Raw genomic sequence first — 24,959 nt, 5'->3', positions numbered from 1 at the left:
AAAGATGCGCCGCGCATGTGGAAATGACTCACAAAGACGCCGCTCGCGCATTCGCCGGGCCGCGCGCGATCTTTGGCATTGGCGCCGCTCGCCGCTTGGGGCAATGTCGCGGCCGTTCTCGAGTGCCTGTCGCAACGCGTTCACGTGCATCGAAGACATCCATCAGAGGCAATCTGGCGAACGGCCGGGCCGAGCGTTCCCGAGATATTGGGAGCGATCTCCTCCCGATCGTCTCCGGCGCTCGACCTCCTCGCTGCGAGGGGAACGCGAACGCCCTGCCCTCTGCGCGATGTCGTCGTCGCCGCGCTTATCTCGCATGTCCCGTCGACTTCGCCCTGTGTCCCGTTTCCGAGAGAGAAATGCTCGACCAGCCCACCTATCGCACGCCGCCCCATAACATCGAAGCCGAGCAGGCGCTGCTCGGCGCCATTCTCGTCAACAATGACGCTTTCGATCGCGTCTCGGATTTTCTTCGGTCCGAGCATTTTTCCGAGGAGCTGCACAGGCGCATCTTCGAGGTCTCCTCGCAGATCATTCGCGCCGGCCGCGTCGCCACGGTGGTGACGCTGAAGACGCATCTCGGCGATCTGGAGCTGCCCGGCGGCGTGACGATGCAGGCCTATCTCGCGCGATTGGCGCGCGAGGCGACGACGATCATCAACGCCGAGGATTATGGCCGCACGATCCATGATCTCTCGGTGCGGCGGGAGCTGATCGTCATCGGCGAGGATATCGTCAACGCCGCCTTCGACGCGGCGGTCGATCAGGCGCCGCGCCAGCAGATCGAGGAGGCGGAGCGCAAGCTCTATGCGGTCGCCGAGACCGGCCGCTATGACGGCGGCTTCCAGCGATTCGCCGACGCGCTCTCCACCGCCATGGATATGGCCAGCAGCGCCTATCAGCGCGACGGGCATCTCTCCGGCATTGCGACCGGGCTCATCGATCTCGACGAGAAGATGGGCGGGCTGCAGAAGTCCGATCTCATCATCATCGCCGGCCGTCCCGGCATGGGCAAGACGGCGCTCGCCACCAATATCGCCTTCAACATCGCCAAGGCCTATGTGCCGGAGCAGCAGCCGGACGGTTCCGTGAAGGCGGTGAATGGCGGCATCGTGGGCTTCTTCTCGCTCGAAATGTCGGCCGAGCAATTGGCGACGCGCGTCATCGCCGAGCAATCCGGCGTGGCGTCCTACAAGATCCGCCGCGGCGACATCAACGAGGATGATTTCCGCCGCATCGCCGAGGCGGCGCGGGAGATGCAGAGCATCCCCTTCTTCATCGACCAGAGCGGCGGCATCTCCATCGCCCAGCTCACCGCCCGGGCGCGGCGGCTGAAGCGCCAGCGCGGGCTCGATCTGCTCGTCGTCGACTATCTACAGCTGCTCTCCGGCTCCAAATCGCGCGGCGACAATCGCGTGCAGGAGCTGACGGAGATCACCACGGGCCTCAAGGCGCTGGCCAAGGAGCTGACCGTGCCGGTCATCGCGCTCTCGCAGCTCTCGCGTCAGGTCGAGAGCCGCGACGACAAGCGGCCGCAGCTCTCCGACCTGCGCGAATCCGGCTCGATCGAGCAGGACGCCGACGTCGTGATGTTCGTCTATCGCGAGGAATATTATCTGCGCAATCGCGAGCCGCGCGAGGGCACGGAAGAGCATATCGCCTGGCAGAACGAGATGGAGCGCGTGCATGGGCGCGCCGAGGCCATTCTCGGCAAGCAGCGCCACGGTCCCACGGGAACGGTGACGCTCTCCTTCGAGGCCGAGGTGACGCGCTTCTCCAATCTCGCCGAGGAGGACAAGCTGCCGGCGCGCATGTGAGGGATATCGATGCGAGCCGGAAGGCTCGCCTTCGATCCGGGTCAGGCGACGCGCGTCGCCTCGAAGGCCGGAACCACGTCGGAGAATGCGTCCAGCCAAGCGACCAGCGCGGGATGTTTCGCGCGCCAGGCGCCGTCGAAGCGCAGATCGAGATAGCCGAGCGCGGCGGCGACGGCCACATGGCCGATCGTGATCGGGCCGGCCGGCGGCTCGGAGTCCAGCGCCGCCAGCGCGCGCTCCACCTTGCCGGCCTGCAGCGCGATCCAATCGGCGGAGCGCAAAGGCTCCGGCCGCGTCGCCTCGTAGCGGATCAGCAGCGCCGCGTCATTGATTCCGTCGCCGAGCGATTGCAGCGTCAGCGCTGCGATCCGCGCGGCGGGATCGGCCGGAAAGAGCTTTCCGCCGCCGGCGAGAAGGTCGAAATATTCGCAGATCACGCGGCTGTCGTAGAGCGTCTCGCCGCTCTCGAGAATCAGCGTCGGCACTTTGCCGAGCGGATTCTGCTCGCGCAGCGTGTCGGCGGGATTGGTCGTGTCGGCGCCGACCAGATCGAGGCTCGCGCCGAAGCCGAGAAGCTCGGCGACGATGCGGGCTTTGCGGGCGTAGGGCGAGGCGGCGGAATAGCGTAGGATGGGCATCGGCTCATTCCCGTCGAGCAGGTGAAAGACGAGCAATAGGACGTTACGCAGATGACCGCCAGTCCCGAGCAGATCGCCGCCGGCCAAGCCGTCTATACGCCCGCCGTTCTGCGGCTCTATGACATGCTGGTGCTCGGCCTCTCCAATCGCTTCGTCTGGAAATGCCCGACGCCGCGCCTGCGCGCGCTCTATGACGCCCATGTGTCGGGCAATCATCTCGACGTCGGCGTCGGCACGGGATATTTCCTCGACCATTGCCGCTTTCCCGTCGCCGCGCCGCGCGTCGCGCTCATGGATCTCAACGCCACAGCGCTTCGTTTCGCAGCGGAGCGCATCGCGCGTTTCTCGCCGCAGAGCTATCGCCGCAATGTTCTGGAGCCGATCGCTTTCGACGCGCCGAAATTCGATTCCGTCGGCGTCAATTATCTCTTGCATTGCCTTCCCGGCGCGATCGCGGAAAAGGCCGTCGTCTTCGATCATCTGAAGGCGCTGACGAATGACGGCGCGGTCGTTTTCGGCTCCACCTTGCTGCCGGGCGGCGCGGCGCGCTCCGCCGCGGCGCGGCGGCTGATGGAGTTCTATAATCGCAAAGGCGTGTTCTCGAACACGGCCGACGATCTCGATGGTCTGCGCGATGCGCTCGAGCGGCGCTTCCGCACTGTCGAGATCGACACTGTCGGCTGCGCCGCGCTTTTCGTCGCTCACGATCGAGGGAGCGCGCGCCTCGCGGCGCGCGCGCCGGCTCACTCGTAGATCGCGCTCAGCACCACGTGGAATTTGGCGACGCTATTGCCGATATTCTTGATCTCGTAATGGATCTCGGTCTCGTCCTTGGTGTCGACGGTCTGCGACTGCGGGTTCGGCTTGATCTCCGTCACCGTGTAATGACGCCACACGCGCGTCACCTCGAGCGAGGTGTCCTGCGTGAAGCCGCTCGCCGTGCTGCCGGTCGCGAAAGGCACGGCCTGCGCATCCCACACCGCATTGAACGGCGAGGCGTTGTTCCACCAGCCATGGACCGTCGCGCCGGGCGCGAGGGTGAGCTCGTTCTTGGTGTCGATGAAAAGCACCTTGGACATTTTCAATCTCCTTTTTGAAACCGCCGCGTGAAATCATTGCGATCGGATGCAGAGGAGATTAGCCGCGACGCTCGCGGGGCGCTGTGCGCGCCGACACAGGAGCGTTCAGCGCGCTTCGCCGTAAATGGCCGAGAGCGGAAAGGAGAGGCCGGGCGGATCGAGCGTGATATCGCCCTCGCGAATGGCGCGCGTCAGAATATCGCCGCCCTGCCCGCGGCGATGATGGATGACGAGCGGCGAGTCCGGATCGAAGATGAGATAATGCGCGACGCTGGCGATGCGGAAATAGCCCTCGAGCTTGCCGAGAACGTCATTGCGTCCGGTCGAGGGCGACAGCACTTCGACGACGATGAGCGGGCTTTCGACGAGCAGCGTGTCCGGCGGAAGCTCGGGACCGCAATAGAGCTGCGCATCGGGCTCGAAGACGGTGGAGGCGTCGACGCGCACGGCGACTCCGTCCGGAAGAACATGGCAGGGCGCGCCGGCCCGGCGGACGGCGTCCTGCAAGGCGAGCGCGACCGCGAGCTTCGCCTTCGCATGGGCGACGCGCTCCGAGGCCTGCGCGAAGACCTCGCCGTCGACGAGCTCATAGCGGCCCGGCTGGGCCTCGGCCCAGGCGACGAACTCCTCGGCGGTCATTCTCGTCTTCGGCAGCGCGCTCATGGAAATATCCTACCGCAATTTCACCCCTCGCGCCATTCGGCGCCTCAGCCTTTCAAATCGTCGAACGGCACCATCACATGCTGGCGAAAGGCCGGCCTTTCGCAAAGGCGCGCATGCCAAGCCTCGACATTGGGAAGCGAGGGCCGTTCTATATCGAGCGCAAAATAGCGATAGAGCGTCGTTCCGGCGGGAATATCGGCGAGCGTCAGCTCGTCGCCGGCGAGGAAGGGCCGGTCGGCGAGCCATGAGTCGAGAAACTGGTAATGCTGCGCGCAGCGCGCGATCGCCGTGCGGATCGCGGTCCAGTCGCGCTGCGCCTCCGGCGTGCGGTAATAGCCCATGAACACGCCGTCGACGAAGGCCGGTTGCAACGACGACTGCGCCCAGTCCATCCAGCGGTCGAGATGCGAGCGCGCGGCCGGATCGCACGGCCAGAACGCCTCGCCGCCATGGCGCGCGGCGAGATAGCGCAATATGGCGTGAGACTCCCACACGACGACGCCCTCGTCGTCGATGACCGGAATGCGGCCATGCGGATTGCGCGCGCGAAACTGCGGATCGTCGAGGCCGCCGAACGCGCCGCCGAGCGGAACATGAGCGTGATCGAGCCCGAGCTCGCCGACGAGCCACATGACCTTCTGCACATTGAAGGAATTGCGCCGTCCCCAGATCGTGAGCATGCGTTCTTCCCCCTCTTTGGACAGGCTTGGACAGGCTGTGCGACGGACGATTCTAGACCGATGCGCGCGTGAACGCCATTGACGTTGGGTTGCGTTTGTCGATGCGACGCATGGCGAGACGAAACGCTCGCTCCACCCCATCCATAATCGAATGCTGGAAAAGTCCCGCGTTTCGCCGAATGGACGCTTCGGCGAAACGCGCTCTTGTCACAATAGAGGGCTCAGCCCGCCTCGCCGCCGGCCTCGTCTTCGCCCTCGCCCTCGCCTTCGCCCGCATCGGCCAAATGCTCGACCGAGACGACGCGCTCGCCCTCCGCCGTGTCGAAGACGATGACGCCCTGCGTGCCGCGGCCGGCGATGCGTATGCCTTCCACCGGGCAGCGGATGAGCTGGCCGCCGTCGGTCACCAGCATGATCTCGTCGCCGCGCCCCACGGGGAAGGAGGCGACGAGCTTGCCGTTGCGAGCGTTCACCGTCATGGCGACGATGCCTTTGCCGCCGCGTCCGGTGATGCGATATTCGAAGGACGAGCTGCGCTTGCCGTAGCCGTTCTCGGAGACGGTCAGGATGATCTGCTCGGCCTGCTCCATCTCGCGATAGCGCGCCTCGGTCAGCTCGATCGCGGTCGAGGCCTCCTCGGTCTCCGCCGCGCTCTCTTCCACGCCTTCCGCTCCGGCCACGCCTTCCGCTCCGGCATTGCGCCGTTGCGCCGCTGCGCGCTTGAGATAGGCCGCGCGCTCGTCGCCGACGGCCTCGAAATGGCGCAGGACCGACATCGAGATCACGCGGTCGTCGCCGGCGAGCGCTATGCCGCGCACGCCCATGGAGGTGCGCCCCTGGAAGACGCGCACATCGCTCACCGGGAAGCGGATGCACTGCCCTTCGCGCGTCGTCAGCAGAACGTCTTCCTGCTCCGCCGCGGTGGCGACATCGACGATGGCCTCGCCTTCGTCGAGCTTCATGGCGATGATGCCCGAGCGCCGCACATCGGAGAAATCCGAGAGCTTGTTGCGCCGCACCGTGCCGCCTGTCGTCGCGAATATGGCGTCGAGCGTCGCCCAGCTCGACACATCCTCGGGCAGCGGCATGATGGTGGTGATGCGCTCACCCTGCTCGAGCGGCAGAAGATTGACCAGCGCCTTGCCGCGCGCCTGCGGCGCCGCCAGCGGCATGCGCCACACCTTTTCCTTGTACGCCCGGCCGAGCGAGGAGAAGAACAGCACCGGAGTATGCGTCGAGGCGACGAAGAGGCGCTGGACGAAATCCTCCTCCTTCGTCTGCATGCCGGAGCGGCCTTTGCCGCCGCGCCGCTGCGCGCGATAGGTGGAAAGCGGCACGCGCTTGATGTAGCCGGCGTGCGAGACGGTGACGACCATATCCTCGCGTGCGATGAGGTCCTCGTCCTCGACATCGCTGTCGCCGTCGACGATCTGCGTGCGGCGAGGAGTCGCATATTGCTCCTTGACCGCGATCATCTCGTCCTTGACGATCCCGAACAGCATTTCGCGCGAGCGCAAAATCTCGAGATACTCGGCGATCTCGACGGCGAGCTTGTTCAGCGCCTCGGCGATCTCCTCGCGGCCGAGCGCGGTAAGGCGCTGCAGACGCAGCTCGAGAATGGCGCGCGCCTGCGCCTCGGAAAGGTGGATGGCGCCATCCTCGGTGAGAACGTGTCGCGGATCGGCGATCAGCGCGACCAGCGGCGCCATATCCTTGGCGGGCCATTCGCGCTCCATCAACGCCTCGCGCGCCGTGGCGGTGTCGGCCGAGGTGCGGATGAGGCGGATCACCTCGTCTATATTGGCGACGGCGATCGCGAGGCCGACCTGCAAATGCGCCGCGTCGCGGGCCTTGGCGAGACGGAATTTGGTGCGCCTGGTGACGACGCTCTCGCGGAAGTCGACAAAGGCGACGAGAACGTCCTTGAGCGTCAACAGCTCGGGACGGCCGCCATTCAGCGCGATCATATTGACCGGGAAGCTCGATTGCAGCGCGGTATGGCGCCAGAGCTGATTCAGCACGACGTCGGCGACCGCATCGCGCTTCAGCTCGATGACGATGCGCATGCCGTCGCGGTCCGATTCGTCGCGCAGATCGGAGATGCCCTCGATCTTCTTCTCGCGGACGAGCTCGGCGATGCGCTCGATCAGCGCCGCCTTGTTCACCTGATAGGGAATCTCGGTGAAGATGAGCGCCTCGCGCTCCTTGCGCAGCGTCTCGATCTCCGACTTGGCGCGCATGATGATCGAGCCGCGCCCGGTCGAATAGGCGTTGCGTATGCCGCCGCGCCCCAGAATCGTCGCCGCTGTCGGGAAGTCCGGGCCGGGCACGATCTCCATCAGCTCGGCGACGGTCATGTCGGGCCGGTCGATCAGCGCGATCGCCGCATCGATCACCTCGCCGAGATTATGCGGCGGAATATTGGTCGCCATGCCGACGGCGATGCCGCCCGCGCCATTGACGAGAAGATTGGGGAAGCGCGCCGGCAGGACGGTCGGCTCATGCTCCTTGTCGTCGTAGTTCGGCTTGAAATCGACGGTGCCTTCGTCGAGATCGTCGAGCAGCGCAAGCGCCGGCTTGGCGAGCCGCGACTCGGTGTAGCGCATCGCCGCGGGCGGGTCGTTGTCGACCGAGCCGAAATTGCCCTGGCCGTCGATGAGCGGCAGCCGCATGGAGAAGGGCTGCGCCATGCGCACCAGCGCGTCATAGATCGCGGCGTCGCCATGCGGGTGATATTTACCCATGACGTCGCCGACGATGCGCGCCGATTTCACGTAGGGCTTATCGGGCGTATGGCCGTTCTCGTGCATGGAGAACATGATGCGCCGATGCACGGGCTTCAATCCGTCGCGCACATCCGGCAGAGCGCGGCTCACGATCACGCTCATCGCGTAATCGAGATAGCTGCGCTTCATCTCGTCGGCGATCGAAACCGGGCGAATGTCGGAGCCGGGCGGGGTCGGTCCAGTGTCGTCTGTGTCGTTCTCGGCCAATGGCTCGCCAATCCGATCGATCGTCCGGCGCTCGCCGCGGCGAAAACCCGCCGTGGCGCTTCAGCGCCGGCTCTGGGGAATGAGCGTCGTCTCGTCGCCGACCCGTCTCGCCGACGAAGGTGAGGCGAGTTGTAGAATCGCCGCTCGAGAGAGAGGCGGGCCGCGGAGGTCGCGCTCGCAGGACGTTTCGAGCGAGGCGCGCCGGAAGGGAGCCTTTCGGCAGCCGTCGACGACGCTCGAAACCGCCCTTTTCCTATAGGCGATTCTCGCCCGCGACGCCAGTTCGCCCGGGCCTGCGGCGTCGCGGTTCCTCTCGGAGAAACACGGGTTTAGAAAAACTCTTCGAATCGCGTCCAATTCATTTCGATCCAATTCGATTTCGATCGTCAGCTCTGCGCCGAGCGCAGCCGCCGCCGGGCGTTCATGACGATCGTCCGCGCGCTGGCGTCGCCCGGCTCCAGCAGCTCGAGGCCGTCCTCGTCGCTCGTCTCCCAGGAGTCGGACATTCGCCCCCTCCCCTCCGATTCGACGAGGGCGATCACGTGATTGGACGCGGCCGCGGACCGCTCGCCCGCCGCTTTCGCGCCGCCGAAGCGCGCGCGCAGCACGGTCGCGACGTCCGTCCAATCCAAAGTCTTCGGCTTCGCCGGCGCGTCCTTCGGCGCGGGGGCCTGGGCCGGCAGCTCGGCCGCCTTGCCCGGACGCAGCGCCGCGATTTTGGCGCGCAGCGGCTCTATGCGCGTGCGCACGACGGCGAGCAGCGTCGCGAAGCGGCCGCTCGGCTTCGTCTCGCTCGCGGCGGCGGCTGTCTTCGCCGGGGCGGGCTCGGCGGCTTTGGCCGCAGCCGGCGCGCGCTTGAAATATTTCATGGCGAGTAGACCGCTGAGCGCGGCGGCGGCGACGATCGCCTGCCAGAGCGCGAGCGGCGATTCGCCCTCCTCCTGCGGCGGCGCTTCTTCCGTCCGAGGAGCAGTCATAGCCTCCGCGCGGGACTCGGGCGCGGCTTCCGCGACGACAGGCGCTTCGGCTTTCGGCGGCGCGGCCTCGGCTTCGGTCGCCTCCGGCGTCGCGACCGGCGATTGTTCGGCTGTCGATTCCACAGACGTCGATTGCGAGGGCGTCGATTCCACAGGCGTCGATTCGGCCTTCGTCTCGATCGCGGCTTCCGGCGCCACGGCCGGTTCCGGCGCTTTGGCGACCGCCTCGACAGGCGGCGCGCTCTCGATGATGGGAAGCGGCTCGCGCAGGAACACCGGAGCCGCCGGCGCCGGTTTCGCCGATTCGGTCGGCGGCGGCGGCGCGGCGGCCGCAACGGTCGGGGATTCGGGAGCGGCCGTCGGCGCGGGACGTTCCGCCGCACGCGCCGGCTTGGATGCGACGAGAGGCGCGAGCTTCACGATAATATCGTCGAAGCCTCTGCCATTGGGGGCGCCGAGCTCCTCGATGACGGTCGCGCCGCCGCGAGAGCGGCGGGGCTCGGCGACAGCGGCTCCGATATCCGCGACCGCCGCCGCCAGGATCAGGCCGCCGGCCAGGAGGCGCATGGATGGCGCGACAATCGATCTCATCTGCGGGCTCCGCTGCCGGGGTTTCTTGGACGAGGCCTCAGTCTGCCTCGCGGAGTTGAACAAAGCCTTAGCATTGCAATGAACGATCGGTTAACGCCCTGGGCGGGCGCGTCATTCACCGCCGGTTCACCCAAATGCGTCAATGCTCGCGTTATCGCTTCGCATTCCGATAGGAGGAGACAAATGAAGTTCAAGCTCGCTTTCGTCGCCGCGCTCGCGCTCGCCGGCGTCGAAGCGCCGGCCGCTATGGCCATGCCCCTCGCGCCGCTCGCCGAGGGCGCCGCCGCCCCGCTGACGCAGGAGATCGGCATGCGCTGCGGTCCGGGCTGGCATGTCGATCCCTGGGGTCGTTGCGTGCCGCATCGCCGTCCGCCGCCGCCCGCCTATGGCCCGCGTCCGGGCTATCGTCCGCCGCCGGCCTATGGTCCGCGTCCCGGCTTCCGTTGCGGCCCGGGCGCGCATGTCAATCAATGGGGTCGTTGCGCGCCGAATCACTGGTGATCGATCGCGACGCGCCGGCGAGAGCTCGCCGAGCTCTCGCCGGCGCCGCACAGTCTGTCATTGCGCAAATCTAACATTGCGCAGAGCCTTGCCGTCCGCCGACAGGTCCTGTATGAGCGGGCCTTCTCACGTCGACGTCGAGCTTTCGGCGTCGACGTCCGGGGCCTCGTGGCGGAGTGGCTACGCAGAGGACTGCAAATCCTTGTACGGGGGTTCGATTCCCTCCGAGGCCTCCAGTCTCCGCCTGGACGGCGAGACGCTAAAGCCGCTCGATGAGCAGCGTTTTCTCCAGAGCGCCCAATTTCGCCGGCAGATCGGCGACCGTGTCGGCGAGAGCGGCGGCGAGCAGGCTCTCGGCCACCTCATGCTTATATTCGTCGAACACGGTTTCCAGCGCGTCATAGGAATCGTCGAGGATCGGGCGGGCGAGCGCGACGCCGGATTGGTCGTCGACGGAATGGGCGAGGCGATCGAATCGCGCCCGCGTCGACTCCGGCAGCATGGACAGCACCGCCCGCTCATACGCGCCGTCGAACATGTCCCGCAGCGCGAGCAACGCACGCATCAACCGATAGAGCTCGATGACCTCGGGACTATTGGATGCGCGGAAAAGTTGATCCATCGGAAATCCTACTCTCTTGAATTCAATAATTTCGAGTTCAACCCGGTTCCGCACGCTTGTCAAGGTTGTGTCGAGCGCCGGAACTCGCGCATCACGGAGCCGTCGCGGGGCGATGATGGCGTCGCTTGATCGCATCGATGTCGTCGAGCATCGCCTTCAAATCGGCGATCGCTTTCTCCTCCTTCGCCGAAAGCGCGCATTGCGGATGAAAATGCGCGAGAAGGACGACCAGCGCATCGCCGATGCGGCCGAGCTGCTTGCCATAGCTGCCGACGTCGGAGAGCACGTCCTCCTCGACCTGCGGGGCGCTCGACCGCCCGAGATTTATGTTGATGAGTCCGAATTGGCCGCCATAAGGGCTGAAAATGGCGGTCCAGGGATTGATCGTCTGGGCGACGTCGCCGGAAAGAGGAAGCTTGAAATTGGGCATGAGCCGACGCCTCGCAAAAAAAACGGGAGCGGCGAGCTTAACCGATTTTTTACGAATGGGTCAGCGGACGCGCGGCCGCGCGCCGCGCGGCGAGAAGCAGAACCAGCGAGCCGAGCGCGATAGAGGCGGCCGAGCCGACGAGCACGCCGATCTTGGTCGCGCGCATCGCGCCCTCGTCGGCCTCGAAGGCGATCTGGCCGATGAACAGGCTCATGGTGAAGCCCACGCCGCAGAGGACGGAAACGCCATAGAGCTGCGCCCAGCCTGTCTTGGGCGGCCGCGACGCGACGCGCGTCCCGATGGCCAGCGCAACGGCCGCGAAGACCCCCGCCTGCTTGCCGAGAAAAAGGCCGAGCGCCACGCCGAGCAGAATCGGCGCGCCAGCGGTCGCCCCGAGATCGCCGCCGCCGAGCGCCACGCCGGCATTGGCGAAGCCGAAGAGCGGCAGCGCGACGAAGGCGACGAAGGGGCCGAGCGCATTCTCGAGCCGGTGCAGCGGCGTATGCTCGTCCTCATCGGGGCCGGAGAGGCGCAGCGGAATCATGACGGCGAGCAGCACGCCGGCCAGCGTCGCATGCACGCCGCTGAGCTGCACGAAATGCCACAGCGCCACGCCGAGCAGCAGATAGGGCGTGAGAAATTTCACCTCGAAGAGATTGAGGCCGAGCAGCAGGAACAGCGTCACGCCGGCGCCGAGCATGGGCGGCGCCGCCGGCTCGCCGGCGTAGAAAACAGCGATGATGACGATCGCGCCGAGATCGTCGAGAATGGCGAGCGCGGTCAAAAACACTTTTAACCCGCCGGGGACGCGGTCGCCCAGCAGCGCCAGCACGCCGAGCGCGAAAGCGATGTCGGTGGCCGAGGGAATCGCCCAGCCGCGCGCCGCCTCCGGCGAAGAGGCGTTGAAATAGACATAGATCAGCGCAGGAACGAGCATGCCGCCGAGCGCTCCGACGCCGGGCAGCACGCGCGCCGACCAATGGCGCAAATGCCCATCGAGCAGCTCGCGCTTGATCTCCAGGCCGACGAGCAGGAAAAACACCGCCATCAGCCCGTCATTGATCCAATGGAGCGTCGAATGGCCGGCAATCGGCGTCGCGAGCAGGCTTTGATAGGCCTCCGCCCAAGGCGAATTGGCGAGCGCGAGCGCGAGCGCAGCGCTCGCCATCAGCACCACGCCGCCCGCCGCCTCGCTGGCGAGAAAGCGTCGCAGCGTCGACGGTTCCGCGTGCGAATGATGTTTCATGTCGTGCGTCGCCCAAGGTGAGAAGGACGCGCAACCCTTGAGCGATTTGTGCTGATCTGGCAAGGAAATCCGGACCAGAGCGCAGAGCGCCCCATTTGAACGCGAGCAGGAGACGCAAATGACCCTCTACCGCGCCATCGGCCTCATGTCCGGCACCTCCATGGATGGAGTGGACGTCGCGCTGCTGGAGACGGATAGCGAAACGCGGCTCGGCTTCGGGCCGACCGGCTTTTTCCCCTATTCCGAGGAGGATCGCGATCTGCTTCGGGCCGCGCTCGCGGAAGCGACGCGCCTCTCCGACCGTGCGGCCCGGCCGGGAGCCGTCGGCGCAGCCGAGCGTCTGATCACCGAGCGCCATGCGCAGGCGGTCGAATCATTCCTGCGCGACGAGACGCTGGACCCGGCCTCGATCGACATCATCGGCTTTCACGGGCAGACGGCGCTGCATCGGCCGCAGGCCCGGCTGACCGTCCAGATCGGCGACGCGCATGGGCTGGCCGAGCGGCTCGGCGTCGACGTCGCCTATGATTTTCGCGGCGCGGATGTCGCCGCCGGGGGCGAAGGCGCCCCTCTGGTTCCCGTCTATCATCGCGCTCTGGTTGCAGCGAGCGGGATCGTCGGCCCGGTCGCGGTGATCAACATCGGCGGGGTCGCCAATGTCACTTTCGTCGATGGCGACGCCGAGCCCCTCGCTTTCGACACCGGCCCCGGCAATGCGCTCATCGACGATCTGATGCTCGCCCGGACCGGCCAGCCGGTCGACCGCGACGGCGCGACCGCCGCCGAGGGCCATGTCGACGACGCGATTCTACGATCTCTGACAGCTCATCCATTTTTTCAGAAACAACCACCCAAATCATTAGATAGAAATGATTTTTCATTTCATCTTACAGATAAGCTATCGGTCGAGGACGCCGCCGCGACGCTGACCGCCTTCACCGCCGCCTCGCTCGCCCTCGCCTTCTCGCTGCCCCCCTCGGCGCCGCGGCGGGCGATCGTCTGTGGCGGCGGCGCCCATAATCCGACGCTGATGGGCGAGCTCGCCCGCCGGCTTCCCTGCCCGGTCACGACCGCCGGCGCGGTCGGCTGGATGGGCGATGCGATCGAGGCCCAGGCTTTCGCCTTTCTCGCAGCGCGTGTGCTGAGAGGCTTGCCGCTGACCTTCCCCGGGACGACGGGAGTCGGCGCGCCGACGAAGGGCGGCGCAATCGCCACGGCCACGCGCGGCCGACGCCGCGCTGTCGGCTGAGCCGGCCAGACGAGATCGGTCGAGCTTTCGCCGTCACTTTCATTCCGCATTGAGGGTTTCGTCTGCAAATGGGACGGCGGCGCGAATGCACGGAGCGAGAGATGAGCGAGACGATCCAGCGAGACGAGGACACGCCCGCCTGGCCGAGCCGGCGCAATCTCCTTCTCGGCGCGTTCTGCGCGATCTCGACCGGCGCCGGAGCGGCCGCGGTCGAGCATGTCTGGAAACGCAAGGATCTGTCGGCCCGCTTCTTCAACACTCTGTCGATCGAGGCTTTCGATCTGCGGCCGACGCCGGGGCTGACCTTCGCCGATGGGCGTCCGGTCCCCGGCTTCGCTTCCGCCGATCTCGGCGACAAGCGCTCGCTTCTCTATCTCTGGGCGTCCTATTGCCCGAGTTGTCGCGCCGAGCACCATCTGATGATGACGCTCGCCGAAAGGGGCGTCGCCATCTATGGCGCGAATGTGAAGGACGACCCCGTTCACGCTCGCCGCTTTCTGGCCGAGCACGGCAATCCTTTCGTCGCCGTGGGCCGGGACGAGCGCGCCTTTCTGCAGCGAGCGCTCGGCGCGCGCGGCGTTCCGGCGAGCTTCGTGGTGACGCCGGGGCCGAAGATCGACGTCTCTATTCTCGGTCCGATCGACGAGGATGCGATCGCGACCCGCGTCCTGCCCGCGCTGGGCAAGGGCGCATGAGGGCGACGCATCGTCGATGCGCGTCGCCGGACGTCCATCTCACCAAGGTTTCATAATATTAAATTTTCGTAATATTGGTCGATATATCAAAATTTTGCCTTTATTTCCCGCGCGCTCGAATATTGACAAAAGTTAACTTGAGTTTCGGCGGCGTAGAGCAGAGCCTCTGCTCGCTCCCGCCGGCTTGCGGCTCTCGTTTTCGAGACCGCCCCCGCCATCCGGCCCGCCCCGGCCCCGTCTCAACGGATCGTGGGGACGGCGGGAGCACATATCGAACCCGAGTTCCATCCCGAGGTCACACCCATGACGAAAATCATCGTCGTGGCGAGCGCGCTCGCGCTCGCCTGCTCCGTCGGCCCGACGCTGGCCGCCGACCTTCCGTCGACGAAAAGCGCGCCGGCCTTCGCCCCGCCTCTCGCGCCGCCTCCGATCTGGACCGGCTTCTATGTCGGCCTCAACGCCGGCTACACATGGTCCAACAGCGACTCTGTCGCGCAGAGCTATTGGGACACGGATGCAGCCGGCCTCGGCGCCAATGCGCTGATCGGCAATTTCCCCTCCGCGATCAACGCCAGCGTCGACGGATTCATCGGCGGCGGCCAGATCGGCTACAACGCCCAGGTCTCGGACAAATTCCTGTGGGGTCTGGAGGCGGATATTCAGGGCCTCGCCTCGAGCGGCGGCTCGGCGACATCGATCGGACCTGCCGCCTACACCACGCTGTCGCGCGGGATCGATTATATCGGCACGGCGCGCGGACGCCTCGGCTATCTGATCACGCCGACCCTGCTCGCCTACGCCACCGGCGGCCTCGCCTATGGCCAGACCAATCTCACCGCGAGCTATTTCGGCGCGCCGGCGATCACCGCGGCCGATACCTACTCCGATCTTCGGATCGGCTACGCCCTCGGCGGCGGCCTCGAATGGCTGTTCCTGCCCGGCTGGAGCGCCAAGGTCGAATATCTCTATTATGATCTCGGAACGGCTTCGACGCCCGGCGCCGCCTATGCCTACACGTCGGCGCTCGGCGCGCAAATCTCCGGCGCGCAATCGACGACGCGCTTCGACGGCCATATCGCCCGCGCCGGACTCAATTATCATTTCGATTGGTTCAAGCCGGCGCCGATCGTCGCGAAATTCTGATGAGGGACGAAGCGCGGCGGCCGAGCGTCGCGCTTCTCCGCCAGACAGCGAGCCTCAGTCGCCCCGCGCAGGGATTGCGATGCGCGGCGGATTGCCGAGCCGCTTGTCCAGATAGGAATCGACCTGAGCGATCAGCGGCTCGATGCGGTTCTCGAAGAAATGGTTCGCCCCCTGCACCACCGCATGCTCGATGACGATGCCCTTCTGCGTCTTGAGCTTCTCGATGAGGCCCGTCACTTCCTTCAGCGGCGCGACGCGATCGATGTCGCCATGGACGAACAGTCCCGAGGACGGGCATGGCGCCAGGAAGGAAAAATCGAAGCGATTGGCCGGCGGCGCGACCGAGACGAAACCCTCTATCTCCGGCCGGCGCATCAGCAATTGCATGCCGATCCAGGACCCGAAAGAGACGCCGGCGATCCAGCAGGCGCGCGCCTCCGGATTGACGGCCTGCGCCCAGTCCAGCGCCGCGGCGGCGTCCGAGAGCTCGCCGGCGCCATGGTCGAAGGAGCCCTGGCTGCGGCCGACGCCGCGGAAATTGAAGCGAAGAACGGAAAAGCCGCGCTCGGCGAAGGCGTAGTAGAGGTGATAGACGATCTGATTGTTCATCGTGCCGCCGAATTGCGGATGCGGATGAAGAATGATGGCGATGGGCGCGCCGCGTTGCGCCGATTGATGAAAGCGGCCTTCGAGCCGGCCGGCGGGGCCGGTGAAAATGACCTCGGGCATAGAGTTCCTCGTCTCCCCCGCGCGAAAAACGCCATTTTCAGCCGGGCGGTTTCCGCCGGCGCCGAAAATGCGTTATGCTCCGGCCGGAGCGCCCTCGCCCGGGCCTCCGCGCGTCCGGCGCGCTCCGAACCCGCGGCTCGTTGACGGCCGAGCGGGCCTTCTAGCATGTGTGACGGCGCTAGATGCAAGAGTTTTGAAGGTCGTCGCGCTTTCTCGGCCCGCCGATCGCGAGCTCGACGGCGAGAAGCGATTCTCGAAGGGTCGAGATTTCTTGGTCGAAATCGTGCAGCGCCAACCTTCGCTCGAGATTGCGCCACTCGAGATTGCTCCGCTCGAGATTTCGGAGACGCCGCCTTCCGCCGGCCGCGATCTCGGCCTCGACTTCATCAAGGGAATACTGATCGTCCTGGTCGTCTTCGGCCATTCCATTCAATGGATCGTCCATGCCCGAACGGACGCCTATTGGTCGGATGGTCTGTTCAAGGCCATCTATCTCTTCCATATGCCGGCTTTCATCGCGATTTCCGGCTATCTGGCGGCGCGGAAGATCGACGCCACGACGCGCTTCGGCGAATTTCTCTTTCGCCGCACGCTGCCCCTGCTCCTCGCAATGGCGATCTGGGCGGGCGTTCTGGCGTGGCCGAACCTCTCGCGCGCCGTCGTCGGTCTCGAGACCCATGTCCTTTCCGACGTGTGGAAGGATTTTCGAGGCTCCTATTGGTTTTTATGGGCGGTCGTCGTCGGCTCGGCCGGAGCCTTCGCCGCGACGCGCTTCGCCGCCTATGAGCGGGCCGCTCTGCTGATCGTGGCCGCGCTGCTGCTGGCGCCCTTCCCCGATTATCCGCTCGCGGCCATTCGCTACACGGCGTCCTTCTATCTCGTCGCCTATCTCGCCGGACGCGCCGGCATGACGATCCGCTCGATCCGGCCCTCCATCGCCGGAGCCATGGCGGCCGTCGCCGCCCTCGGATGGCTGTTCTGGACGCGGGACACCTATATCTACAACAACGGCCTCGCCTATTGGCGCGCCGGCGTCGCCGGCCAAGTGGCGCTGATGCTGCCGGTCGCCGTCGCGGCGACGCTCGCATTCTCGAGAGCCGCCATCGCCCTGCACGACCGGATCGCGCGATCGGCCACAGCGCGGATTTTGATCGCGATCGGCGGCATGACGCTCGAGATCTATCTGGCGCAGACCGTGGTCTTTCGCGCGGCGTCGCCGCCGCCGGACTTCGCAGCCGGCTATCTCGACGCCGCCGCGGCGACGGCGATCATCGTCGCGGGACTTGCGGGCGTCGTCGCCCTCTCCCGCCGCCTGCCCGGAGGCGGGCTGCTCTGGGGCCGCTTGCCGGCTCTCCGCTTGCCGGCTCTCCCATTCCGCGCGCGAAACGATTAGCTTCGCGATATGTCCGCTCCCCGCGCCTATCTCGACCACAACGCGACCACGCCGCTGCGCCCGCAAGCGCGCGAGGCCATGCTGGCGGCGCTGGAGACGCTCGGCAATCCCTCGTCGATCCACGCCGAAGGCCGCGCCGCGCGGGCGCTGGTCGAGACCGCGCGCGGCCAGATCGCCGCGGGATTGGGAACGAAAGCGCGCAATGTCGTCTTCACGTCCGGCTCGACCGAGGCCGCCAATCTGATTTTGACGCCTTTCTTACAACGGGACCAAACTACGGCGGAGATAGAGTTGCTGCTGCTCGGCGCGGGCGAGCATCCGGCCGTGCTCGCGGGCCATCGCTTTCCCGCCGCGCGTGTGGAGACCGTCGGGCTCGACCCGGAGGGCGCTCTGTCGCTCGCCGCGTTGGCGAATACGCTGCAGTGCAACACGGGCAGACGAATCCTGCTCGCCCTGCAGGCCGCCAACAATGAGATCGGGAGCATTCAGCCGGTGGCCGCGGCCGCCGCGCTCGTCCATGCGGCGGGCGGGCTCGTCGTCTGCGACGCGACCCAGGCGGTGGGACGGATGGACGCCACCTTCGCCGCCCTGGGCGCAGATGCATTGTTCTTTTCCTCACATAAGATCGGGGGACCGATGGGCGCCGGCGCCCTGGCGCTCGCGAGCGACGGACTCCATATCAGAGAGGCGCTCGTGCGCGGCGGCGGCCAGGAGGGCGGCCGCCGCGCCGGCACCGAGAATGTGGCCGCGATCGCCGGCTTCGCGGCGGCCTTCGCAGTCGCGAAAGAAAGCGTCGCATCGGAGACCGAAAGGCTCTCCGCGCTGCGTGACAGGCTGGAGGCGAAAGTCGCGGAAATCTGGCCAGAAACAGTGTTTCTCGGCGCAAAAGGGCCCCGGCTCGCCAATACGTCGGCGTTTCTGACCCCCGGCCAGAAGACGCAGACGCTGCTGATGGCGCTGGACGTCGAAGGCGTCGCGCTGTCGTCGGGTTCGGCCTGCTCCTCGGGCAAGGTGAAATCCTCCCATGTGCTCGCCGCCATGGGCCTCGAGGAAAAGGCCGCGCTCAGGGCGAGTTTGGGCTGGAGTTCGACCGAGGAGCATGTAGATTTGTTTGGTATCGCTTTTGCAGGAGTAGCCAAGAGGATCAAGGCGCGGCGGACGGTCGCCTGACGGGCGGCTTCGGCGGCTCAAATTTCGGCCGGCGGGCCTTGAACCCGTCGAGACGAGGAGAGGACACATGGCGGCTCGCCAGGAGACGGTGGCGCGCGTCGAGGAAATCGACGTCGACGCGTATAAATACGGCTTCACCACCGATATCGAATCGGAAAAGGCCCCAAAGGGCCTCAGCGAGGATATCGTCCGCTTCATTTCGGCGAAGAAGAACGAGCCCGAATGGTTGACGGAATGGCGGCTCGAGGCCTATCGGCGATGGCTGACGATGGAGGAGCCCAAGTGGGCCCGCGTCGACTATCCCGCGATCGACTATCAAGACCTCTATTACTACTCCGCGCCGAAATCGACGCCCGGGCCGACCTCGATCGACGACGTCGATCCGGAGCTTCTGCGCACCTATGAGAAGCTCGGCATTCCGCTGCGCGAGCAGGAAGTGCTCGCCGGCGTCGAGCAGCGCAAGATCGCCGTCGACGCAGTGTTCGACTCGGTCTCGGTGGCGACGACCTTCAAGGAGGAGCTGTCCAAGGCGGGCGTGATCTTCTGCCCGATCTCGGAAGCCGTCCGCGAGCATCCCGAGCTGGTGCGCAAATATCTCGGCTCGGTCGTGCCGGTGACCGACAATTTCTACGCCACGCTGAACTCGGCCGTGTTCTCGGACGGGTCCTTCGTCTACATCCCGCCGGGCGTGCGCTGCCCGATGGAGCTCTCGACCTATTTCCGCATCAACGAGAAGAATACGGGACAGTTCGAGCGCACGCTGATCATCGCCGACGCCGGCTCCTATGTGAGCTATCTCGAGGGCTGCACGGCCCCCAAGCGCGACGAGAACCAGCTGCACGCCGCGGTCGTCGAGCTCGTTGCGCTCGACGACGCCGAGATCAAATATTCGACGGTGCAGAACTGGTATCCCGGCGACAGCGAGGGCAAGGGCGGCATCTACAACTTCGTCACCAAGCGTGGCGACTGCCGCGGCAAGAGCTCGCATATCTCCTGGACGCAGGTGGAGACGGGGTCCGCGGTGACGTGGAAATATCCGTCCTGCATTCTGCGCGGCGACAATTCGCAAGGCGAGTTCTATTCGATCGCTGTGTCGAACGGCTATCAGCAGGTCGACAGCGGCACGAAGATGATCCATCTCGGCAAGAACACCAAGAGCCGCATCATCTCCAAGGGCATCTCCGCCGGCCATTCGCAGAACACCTATCGCGGACAGGTGTCGGCGCATCGCAAGGCGGAAGGCGCGCGCAATTTCACAAATTGCGACAGCCTGCTGATCGGCGACAAATGCGGCGCGCATACGGTGCCGTATCTCGAGTCGAAGAACGCCTCCGCCGTGTTCGAGCACGAGGCGACGACTTCGAAAATCTCCGAGGATCAGCTGTTCTACTGCGTGCAGCGCGGACTCTCCGAGGAAGAAGCGACGGCGCTCATCGTCAATGGTTTCGTGCGCGACGTGTTGCAGAAGCTGCCTATGGAATTCGCAGTGGAAGCACAGAAACTGATCGCGGTGAGCCTCGAAGGCAGCGTGGGTTGACGTATCGATGAGCAAAGAGGCGCTCTGCGTTTTTAAGAGCGCCTCCTTACGAGGCAGGCGGGCGACGAAACGGCTCTGATAAAGCGGCCCCCGATTTGCAAACGTCCCTCGCACGACAGCGAACAGCCAACAGGACGAAACCATGATCGAAATCAAGAATCTCCACGTCTCCATCGGAGAGCGCAAAATCCTCGACGGGCTGAACCTCACGGTGAAGGACGGCGAAGTGGCGGCCATCATGGGGCCGAACGGCACCGGCAAATCCACGCTCTCCTATGTCATCTCCGGCCGCGACGGCTATGACGTCACCGAGGGCGAGGTGCTGCTCGACGGCGAGAATATTCTGGGCCTCGAGCCTCATGAGCGCGCCGCCAAGGGCGTGTTCCTCGCCTTCCAATATCCGGTCGAGATTCCCGGCGTCGCGACGATGACCTTCCTCAAGGCCGCCGTGAACGCGCAGCGCCGCTCGCGCGGCGAGGAGGAATTGCAGACGCCCGATTTCATGAAGATGGTGCGCGAGGCCTCCACCAAGCTCGGCATCAACATGGACATGCTGAAGCGCGCGCTGAACGTCGGCTTCTCCGGCGGCGAGAAGAAGCGCATGGACATTCTGCAGATGAGCCTGCTGCAGCCCAAGTTCGGCATTCTCGACGAGACCGACTCCGGCCTCGACATCGACGCGCTGCGGATCGTCTCCGAGGGCGTCAACGCGCTGCGCTCGCCGAACCGCAGCTTCCTCGTCATCACCCACTATCAGCGCCTGCTCGACTACATCAAGCCGGACACTGTGCATGTGATGGCCCAGGGCAAGATTCAGAAGACCGGCGGGCCGGAGCTCGCGCTCGAGCTCGAGAAGAGCGGCTATCGCGATTATGTCGGCGAAGCGGCGTGAGGATACGAACATGACCGTGCAGGCGATCGACAAGAAAAGCGAAGCCGAAACGGCTTTCGCCGGCGCCTTCGAGGCGATGAAGGGCAAGGGCGCGCCGGCGTTGCGCCAAGCCTCGTGGGAGTTCTTCACGCGTAAAGGGCTGCCGACGCGTCGCGTCGAGGCGTGGCACTACACCGATCTGCGGGCGTCGCTGCGCATCGTCGCGCCGCTCGGCGCGCCGGGCGCGATCACGCTGCCGCCGGCGATGGAGGGACGCGTTCGGCTCGTCATCGCCGACGGCGCCTTTCGTCCCGAGCTCTCCGACGTCGCGGCCTTGCCGGCCGGCGTCGGGCTCGCCTCTCTGGCCGATGTTCTCGCCAAGGAGGACGCCGCGGCGCTCACCGCGCTGGGCCTGCCCGAGAACGCCGGAGCCGATGCGGTGGTCGCGCTGAACGCGGCGCTGATGCAAGACGGCGTCGTGCTGCGCGTCGCTCCCGCGACGGAAGTGGCGAAGACGATCGAGATCCTGCTGCTCTCCACCGGCGGCGAGGCGCTGTCCTCCTTCACGCGCTCGCTCGTCGTCGTCGGCGACGGCGCCAAGGCGAAGATCGTCGAGACCTCGCTCGCCCTCGCGCCCTCCGGCGCGCAGGAAAATCATGTGCTGGCCTTCGCGATCGGCGCCGGCGCAGAGGTCGAGCATATCGCCGACATCGGCCCGCAGTCCGAGGCGGCGATCCGGCTGTTCAGCCTGCTCGTCACCGCGCAAGCGAAGGCCTCTTTCAAATCCTTCGGCTTCATCGGAGGCGGCGGTCTCGTGCGGCGGCAGATCTTCGCGCGGCTGGCCGGCGAGGATGCGAGCGTCTCGCTCGACGGAATCTCGCTGCTCGGGCGCAAGGACCACGCCGACACGACGCTCGTCGTCGAGCATGCGGCCGCCAATTGCAAAAGCCGCGAGCGTTTCCGCAATGTGCTCGATGGCCAGTCGACGGGTGTGTTCCAGGGCAAGGTTGTGGTGCGCCCCGGCGCGCAGAAGACCGACGGCTCCATGCAATCGCGGGCGCTGCTGCTCAGCGAGAACGCGACGATGAACAACAAGCCGGAGCTGGAAATCTTCGCCGACGACGTCGTCTGCGGCCATGGCGCCACTTGCGGCCGTCTCGACGCCGACCAGCTCTTCTATCTGGTGGCGCGCGGCCTGCCCAAGCACGAGGCCGAGGCGCTGCTGATCGAAGGCTTCGCCGGCGAGATCGTCGAGGCGATCGGCGAGGAAGCGGCGCGCGACGTCTATTTCGAGCGCATCCGCAGCTGGCTCGGCAATCGGGGGGACGGCAAATGAACCAGCCGCTCCTGGTGAACCAGCCGCTCTTGGCCGAGGCGACCGCCGCCTATGATATCGAGGCGATCCGCCGCGACTTTCCGATCCTCGCCGAAAAGCCCTATGGCAAGGATCTCGTCTATCTCGACAACGCCGCCTCGGCGCAGAAGCCGCGGCAGGTGATCGAGCGCATCTCCCATGTCTACGAGCACGAATACGCCAATGTGCATCGTGGCCTGCATTATCTCGCCAATGCGGCGACCGACGCCTATGAGGGCGCGCGCGAGACTTTGCGCCGCTTCCTCAACGCCGGCGATCGCGAGGAGATCATTTTCACGCGCGGCGCGACCGAGGCGATCAATCTGGTGGCCTCCTCCTTTGGCCTCGCTCATATCGGCGAGGGCGACGAGATCATCCTCTCGGTGATGGAGCATCACTCCAATATCGTGCCCTGGCACTTTCTGCGCGAGCGCAAGGGCGCGGTGCTGAAATGGATCGAGCCGGACGATGACGGCGTCTTCTCGCTCGAGGCTTTCGAGAAGCTGATCACGCCGAAGACCAAGATCGTCGCGCTGACGCATATGTCCAATGTGCTGGCGGCGCCGACGCCGATCGCCGATGTCGTGCGCATCGCCCACGCCCATGGCGTGCCCGTGCTCGTCGACGGCTCGCAGGGCGCCGTGCATCTCGATGTCGACGTGCGTGCGCTGGACGTCGATTTCTACATTATCACCGGCCACAAGCTCTATGGGCCGACAGGCATTGGCGCTCTCTATGGCAAGCGCGAATGGCTCGAGAAGCTGCCGCCCTTCGCGGGCGGCGGCGAGATGATCGAGATGGTGACGCGCGACACTGTCACCTACAACACGCCGCCGCATCGTTTCGAGGCCGGCACGCCGCCCATCGCGCAGGCGGCGGGGCTCGGCGCGGCTCTCGACTATATGCAGAAAATCGGCCGTCCGGCGATTCGCGCCCATGAGGCCGATCTCACCGCCTATGCGCATGAGCGCCTCTCCGATATACCGGGGCTTCGAATCTTCGGTCACGCCAAGGATAAGGGACCGATCGTCGCTTTCGACATGCCGGAGGCCCACGCTCACGACATAGCGACCGTCATCGACCGCTCCGGCGTCGCAGTGCGCGCCGGAACCCATTGCGCCATGCCGCTGCTGCAACGCTTCAACGTCACCTCCACCTGCCGCGCCTCATTCGCCATGTATAATACGCGCGGCGAGGTCGACCGCCTGGCGGAAGCGCTGCTGAAGGCGAAGGCGCTGTTTTCTTGAAGGAGACAGAACGTGACCAAGACCGATGACGCGGCCGAGCCGCAGGAAGTCGTGACCGGTCGGGAGCTGACTCGGGACGAGCAGCAATCCCTGCCCGCAGGCCGGTCGCAGGACGAGGTCGAACGGCTGACGCAAGGCATCGTCGCTGCGCTGAAGACCGTTCAGGACCCGGAGATTCCAGCCGATATTTTCGAGCTGGGCCTCATCTACAACATCGACATCTCGCCCGAGGACGTCGTCTATATCGACATGACCTTGACCGCGCCGGGCTGTCCCGTCGCCGGCCAGATCGTCGAGCAGGTGCAGAGCTCGGTGAGCCTCGTGCCGGGTGTGATGGCGGTCATCGTCAAGCTCGTCTTCGAGCCGCCATGGGACAAGAGCCGCATGTCGGACGAAGCGCGCATGACGCTCGATATGTGGTGAGCCCGAGGGAGAGCCGAATGGAAACGCCCGCGCCGAAAATCGACGGGTGTCTCGAGACGGCTCTCTACGTGGACGATCTGGCGCGCGCCTCGCGTTTCTACGAGGAGGTTCTCGGCCTTTCGCCCATGTTCGCCGATCAGCGGCTGATAGCCTATGATTGCGGGCCACGCAGCGTGCTTTTGCTATTCGCGCGCGGGACGACGGGAGAGACGGTGGTTCTGCCGGGGGGCGAGATACCGCCGCACGAGGGTCGCGGGCGCCTGCATTTCGCGCTCGCGATCCAGGGCGACGATTTGAGCCTCTGGGAGCGTCGGCTCGCCGAGGCGGGCGCGCCGGTCGAGGCCCGGATGGACTGGCCGCGCGGGGGGCGCAGCCTCTATTTCCGCGACCCCGACGGCAATCTCGTCGAGCTTGCGACGCCGGGCATATGGAAGAATTATTGATCGCGACGTCGGGCCGCGATAAGCGGACGACGAAGAGACGGCAATAGGAGCGAAGAATGAACGTCATGAGCCTCAGCGACTCCGCCGCCGAACGTGTGCGAGGCCTGCTCGTCGGCGCCGAGAATCCCAACGTCGGGCTGCGCATTTCGGTGGAAAAGAGCGGCTGCGCCGGCATGGCCTATAAAATGGCGCTGGCAGAGCCCGTCCCCGGCGACGAGGTGATCGAGGAGAAGGGCGCGCGCGTCATCGTCGATAGCGCGGCGGTCATCTATCTGCTCGGCACGCGCATGGATCTCGATGTGCAGCAATTCTCGTCGAGCTTCGTGTTCCAGAACCCGAACCAGACCTCGGCCTGCGGCTGCGGCGAAAGCGTCGAGCTCAATCCGGTCGATCCGAGCGCGGTCGAGAAGCATGTGAACGGCTGAAAAGCCTTAAGAAAGAAATTGCGAGCCCGAAGGCTCGCGGTCC

25 protein-coding genes and 1 tRNA gene are annotated in these 24,959 nt (G+C 65.8%); 16 read left to right on the top strand and 10 right to left on the bottom strand.

Annotated features, from left to right (window positions below):
* Nucleotides 1–359: 359 nt before the first annotated feature.
* Nucleotides 360–1,817 (top strand): replicative DNA helicase, encoded by a 1,458-nt coding sequence (locus VIF40_RS21165; protein ID WP_331939500.1) that lies wholly within the window; start codon nucleotides 360–362, stop codon nucleotides 1,815–1,817.
* Nucleotides 1,818–1,858: 41 nt separating this feature from the next.
* Here the strand turns inward: VIF40_RS21165 and VIF40_RS21160 are convergent, their stop codons facing one another.
* The gene (locus tag VIF40_RS21160) at nucleotides 1,859–2,455 is read right to left on the bottom strand and encodes a glutathione S-transferase family protein (protein WP_331939499.1); all 597 of its coding nucleotides are present in this window, start codon (nucleotides 2,453–2,455) and stop codon (nucleotides 1,859–1,861) included.
* Nucleotides 2,456–2,506: 51 nt separating this feature from the next.
* On the opposite strand from VIF40_RS21160, the gene VIF40_RS21155 reads away from it, so the two are divergent.
* Nucleotides 2,507–3,208, top strand: a complete 702-nt coding sequence (locus tag VIF40_RS21155) for a class I SAM-dependent methyltransferase (protein WP_331939498.1) — start codon at nucleotides 2,507–2,509, stop codon at nucleotides 3,206–3,208.
* On the opposite strand, the gene VIF40_RS21150 is transcribed toward VIF40_RS21155, so the two are convergent.
* The 5 genes from VIF40_RS21150 to VIF40_RS21130 form a co-directional block, all read right to left on the bottom strand.
* A complete protein-coding gene (locus VIF40_RS21150) occupies nucleotides 3,199–3,534 on the bottom strand; it encodes a hypothetical protein (RefSeq protein WP_331939497.1) in 336 nt (111 codons plus the stop codon). The genes VIF40_RS21155 and VIF40_RS21150 overlap by 10 nt on opposite strands.
* 105 nt (nucleotides 3,535–3,639) lie before the next feature.
* Nucleotides 3,640–4,197 carry a Uma2 family endonuclease gene (locus VIF40_RS21145; protein ID WP_331939496.1) on the bottom strand — a complete coding sequence of 186 codons (558 nt, stop codon included), beginning with the start codon at nucleotides 4,195–4,197 and terminating at the stop codon, nucleotides 3,640–3,642.
* A 44-nt stretch (nucleotides 4,198–4,241) separates the two neighbouring features.
* Complete coding sequence (locus VIF40_RS21140; RefSeq protein WP_331939495.1) at nucleotides 4,242–4,877, bottom strand: glutathione S-transferase family protein; 636 nt, start codon at nucleotides 4,875–4,877, stop codon at nucleotides 4,242–4,244.
* A gap of 221 nt (nucleotides 4,878–5,098) precedes the next feature.
* Nucleotides 5,099–7,870, bottom strand: a complete 2,772-nt coding sequence (gyrA, locus tag VIF40_RS21135; protein WP_331939494.1) for a DNA gyrase subunit A — start codon at nucleotides 7,868–7,870, stop codon at nucleotides 5,099–5,101.
* Nucleotides 7,871–8,256: 386 nt separating this feature from the next.
* A complete protein-coding gene (locus tag VIF40_RS21130; protein WP_331939493.1) occupies nucleotides 8,257–9,438 on the bottom strand; it encodes a hypothetical protein in 1,182 nt (393 codons plus the stop codon).
* A gap of 183 nt (nucleotides 9,439–9,621) precedes the next feature.
* Here VIF40_RS21130 and VIF40_RS21125 point away from each other — a divergent pair, with 183 nt between their 5' ends.
* On the top strand, nucleotides 9,622–9,939 hold the full coding sequence (locus tag VIF40_RS21125; protein WP_331939492.1) for a GCG_CRPN prefix-to-repeats domain-containing protein: 318 nt from the start codon (nucleotides 9,622–9,624) through the stop codon (nucleotides 9,937–9,939).
* 162 nt (nucleotides 9,940–10,101) lie between these two features.
* A tRNA-Cys gene (locus VIF40_RS21120) sits at nucleotides 10,102–10,175 on the top strand.
* Nucleotides 10,176–10,198: 23 nt separating this feature from the next.
* Here the strand turns inward: VIF40_RS21120 and VIF40_RS21115 are convergent.
* The 3 genes from VIF40_RS21115 to nhaA form a co-directional block, all read right to left on the bottom strand.
* On the bottom strand, nucleotides 10,199–10,561 hold the full coding sequence (locus VIF40_RS21115; RefSeq protein WP_331939491.1) for a hypothetical protein: 363 nt from the start codon (nucleotides 10,559–10,561) through the stop codon (nucleotides 10,199–10,201).
* A 91-nt stretch (nucleotides 10,562–10,652) separates the two neighbouring features.
* Entirely contained in the window at nucleotides 10,653–10,991 is a 339-nt protein-coding gene (locus VIF40_RS21110; protein ID WP_331939490.1) for a hypothetical protein, read from the bottom strand.
* A gap of 49 nt (nucleotides 10,992–11,040) precedes the next feature.
* Nucleotides 11,041–12,237 carry a Na+/H+ antiporter NhaA gene (nhaA, locus tag VIF40_RS21105; RefSeq protein ID WP_331939489.1) on the bottom strand — a complete coding sequence of 399 codons (1,197 nt, stop codon included), beginning with the start codon at nucleotides 12,235–12,237 and terminating at the stop codon, nucleotides 11,041–11,043.
* 118 nt (nucleotides 12,238–12,355) lie between these two features.
* Here nhaA and VIF40_RS21100 point away from each other — a divergent pair, with 118 nt between their 5' ends.
* From VIF40_RS21100 to VIF40_RS21090, 3 genes are all read left to right on the top strand, one after another.
* A complete protein-coding gene (locus VIF40_RS21100; protein ID WP_331939488.1) occupies nucleotides 12,356–13,486 on the top strand; it encodes an anhydro-N-acetylmuramic acid kinase in 1,131 nt (376 codons plus the stop codon).
* Between the two features lie 101 nt (nucleotides 13,487–13,587).
* The gene (locus VIF40_RS21095; RefSeq protein WP_331939487.1) at nucleotides 13,588–14,181 is read left to right on the top strand and encodes a redoxin family protein; all 594 of its coding nucleotides are present in this window, start codon (nucleotides 13,588–13,590) and stop codon (nucleotides 14,179–14,181) included.
* Between the two features lie 303 nt (nucleotides 14,182–14,484).
* Complete coding sequence (locus tag VIF40_RS21090) at nucleotides 14,485–15,324, top strand: outer membrane protein (protein ID WP_331939486.1); 840 nt, start codon at nucleotides 14,485–14,487, stop codon at nucleotides 15,322–15,324.
* Between the two features lie 54 nt (nucleotides 15,325–15,378).
* Here the strand turns inward: VIF40_RS21090 and VIF40_RS21085 are convergent, their stop codons facing one another.
* Nucleotides 15,379–16,053: an alpha/beta hydrolase gene (locus VIF40_RS21085; protein ID WP_331939485.1), complete on the bottom strand. Its 675-nt coding sequence runs from the start codon at nucleotides 16,051–16,053 to the stop codon at nucleotides 15,379–15,381.
* A 271-nt stretch (nucleotides 16,054–16,324) separates the two neighbouring features.
* On the opposite strand from VIF40_RS21085, the gene VIF40_RS21080 reads away from it, so the two are divergent.
* From VIF40_RS21080 to VIF40_RS21040, 9 genes are all read left to right on the top strand, one after another.
* Nucleotides 16,325–17,446 (top strand): acyltransferase family protein, encoded by a 1,122-nt coding sequence (locus tag VIF40_RS21080; RefSeq protein WP_331939484.1) that lies wholly within the window; start codon nucleotides 16,325–16,327, stop codon nucleotides 17,444–17,446.
* A gap of 9 nt (nucleotides 17,447–17,455) precedes the next feature.
* Complete coding sequence (locus tag VIF40_RS21075) at nucleotides 17,456–18,616, top strand: cysteine desulfurase family protein (RefSeq protein WP_331939483.1); 1,161 nt, start codon at nucleotides 17,456–17,458, stop codon at nucleotides 18,614–18,616.
* 67 nt (nucleotides 18,617–18,683) lie between these two features.
* The gene (gene sufB / locus VIF40_RS21070; protein WP_331939482.1) at nucleotides 18,684–20,153 is read left to right on the top strand and encodes a Fe-S cluster assembly protein SufB; all 1,470 of its coding nucleotides are present in this window, start codon (nucleotides 18,684–18,686) and stop codon (nucleotides 20,151–20,153) included.
* A gap of 142 nt (nucleotides 20,154–20,295) precedes the next feature.
* Complete coding sequence (gene sufC, locus VIF40_RS21065) at nucleotides 20,296–21,045, top strand: Fe-S cluster assembly ATPase SufC (RefSeq protein WP_331939481.1); 750 nt, start codon at nucleotides 20,296–20,298, stop codon at nucleotides 21,043–21,045.
* A 10-nt stretch (nucleotides 21,046–21,055) separates the two neighbouring features.
* Nucleotides 21,056–22,360 (top strand): Fe-S cluster assembly protein SufD, encoded by a 1,305-nt coding sequence (sufD, locus tag VIF40_RS21060; protein WP_331939480.1) that lies wholly within the window; start codon nucleotides 21,056–21,058, stop codon nucleotides 22,358–22,360.
* Between the two features lie 14 nt (nucleotides 22,361–22,374).
* Nucleotides 22,375–23,625 carry a cysteine desulfurase gene (locus VIF40_RS21055; protein WP_331939515.1) on the top strand — a complete coding sequence of 417 codons (1,251 nt, stop codon included), beginning with the start codon at nucleotides 22,375–22,377 and terminating at the stop codon, nucleotides 23,623–23,625.
* A gap of 66 nt (nucleotides 23,626–23,691) precedes the next feature.
* Nucleotides 23,692–24,048 (top strand): iron-sulfur cluster assembly protein, encoded by a 357-nt coding sequence (locus VIF40_RS21050; RefSeq protein ID WP_331939514.1) that lies wholly within the window; start codon nucleotides 23,692–23,694, stop codon nucleotides 24,046–24,048.
* Nucleotides 24,049–24,065: 17 nt separating this feature from the next.
* A complete protein-coding gene (locus tag VIF40_RS21045) occupies nucleotides 24,066–24,491 on the top strand; it encodes a VOC family protein (RefSeq protein ID WP_331939479.1) in 426 nt (141 codons plus the stop codon).
* A 56-nt stretch (nucleotides 24,492–24,547) separates the two neighbouring features.
* Nucleotides 24,548–24,916, top strand: a complete 369-nt coding sequence (locus tag VIF40_RS21040; protein WP_331939478.1) for an iron-sulfur cluster assembly accessory protein — start codon at nucleotides 24,548–24,550, stop codon at nucleotides 24,914–24,916.
* The last annotated feature ends 43 nt before the right edge of the window (nucleotides 24,917–24,959 follow it).

The organism is Methylosinus sp. (assembly GCF_036560965.1).
In the GTDB taxonomy this organism is placed as follows: Bacteria; Pseudomonadota; Alphaproteobacteria; order Rhizobiales; family Beijerinckiaceae; genus Methylosinus.
The sequence above is the reverse complement of the archived record's forward strand: the minus strand, read 5'-3'. Positions and strand labels throughout refer to the sequence as shown.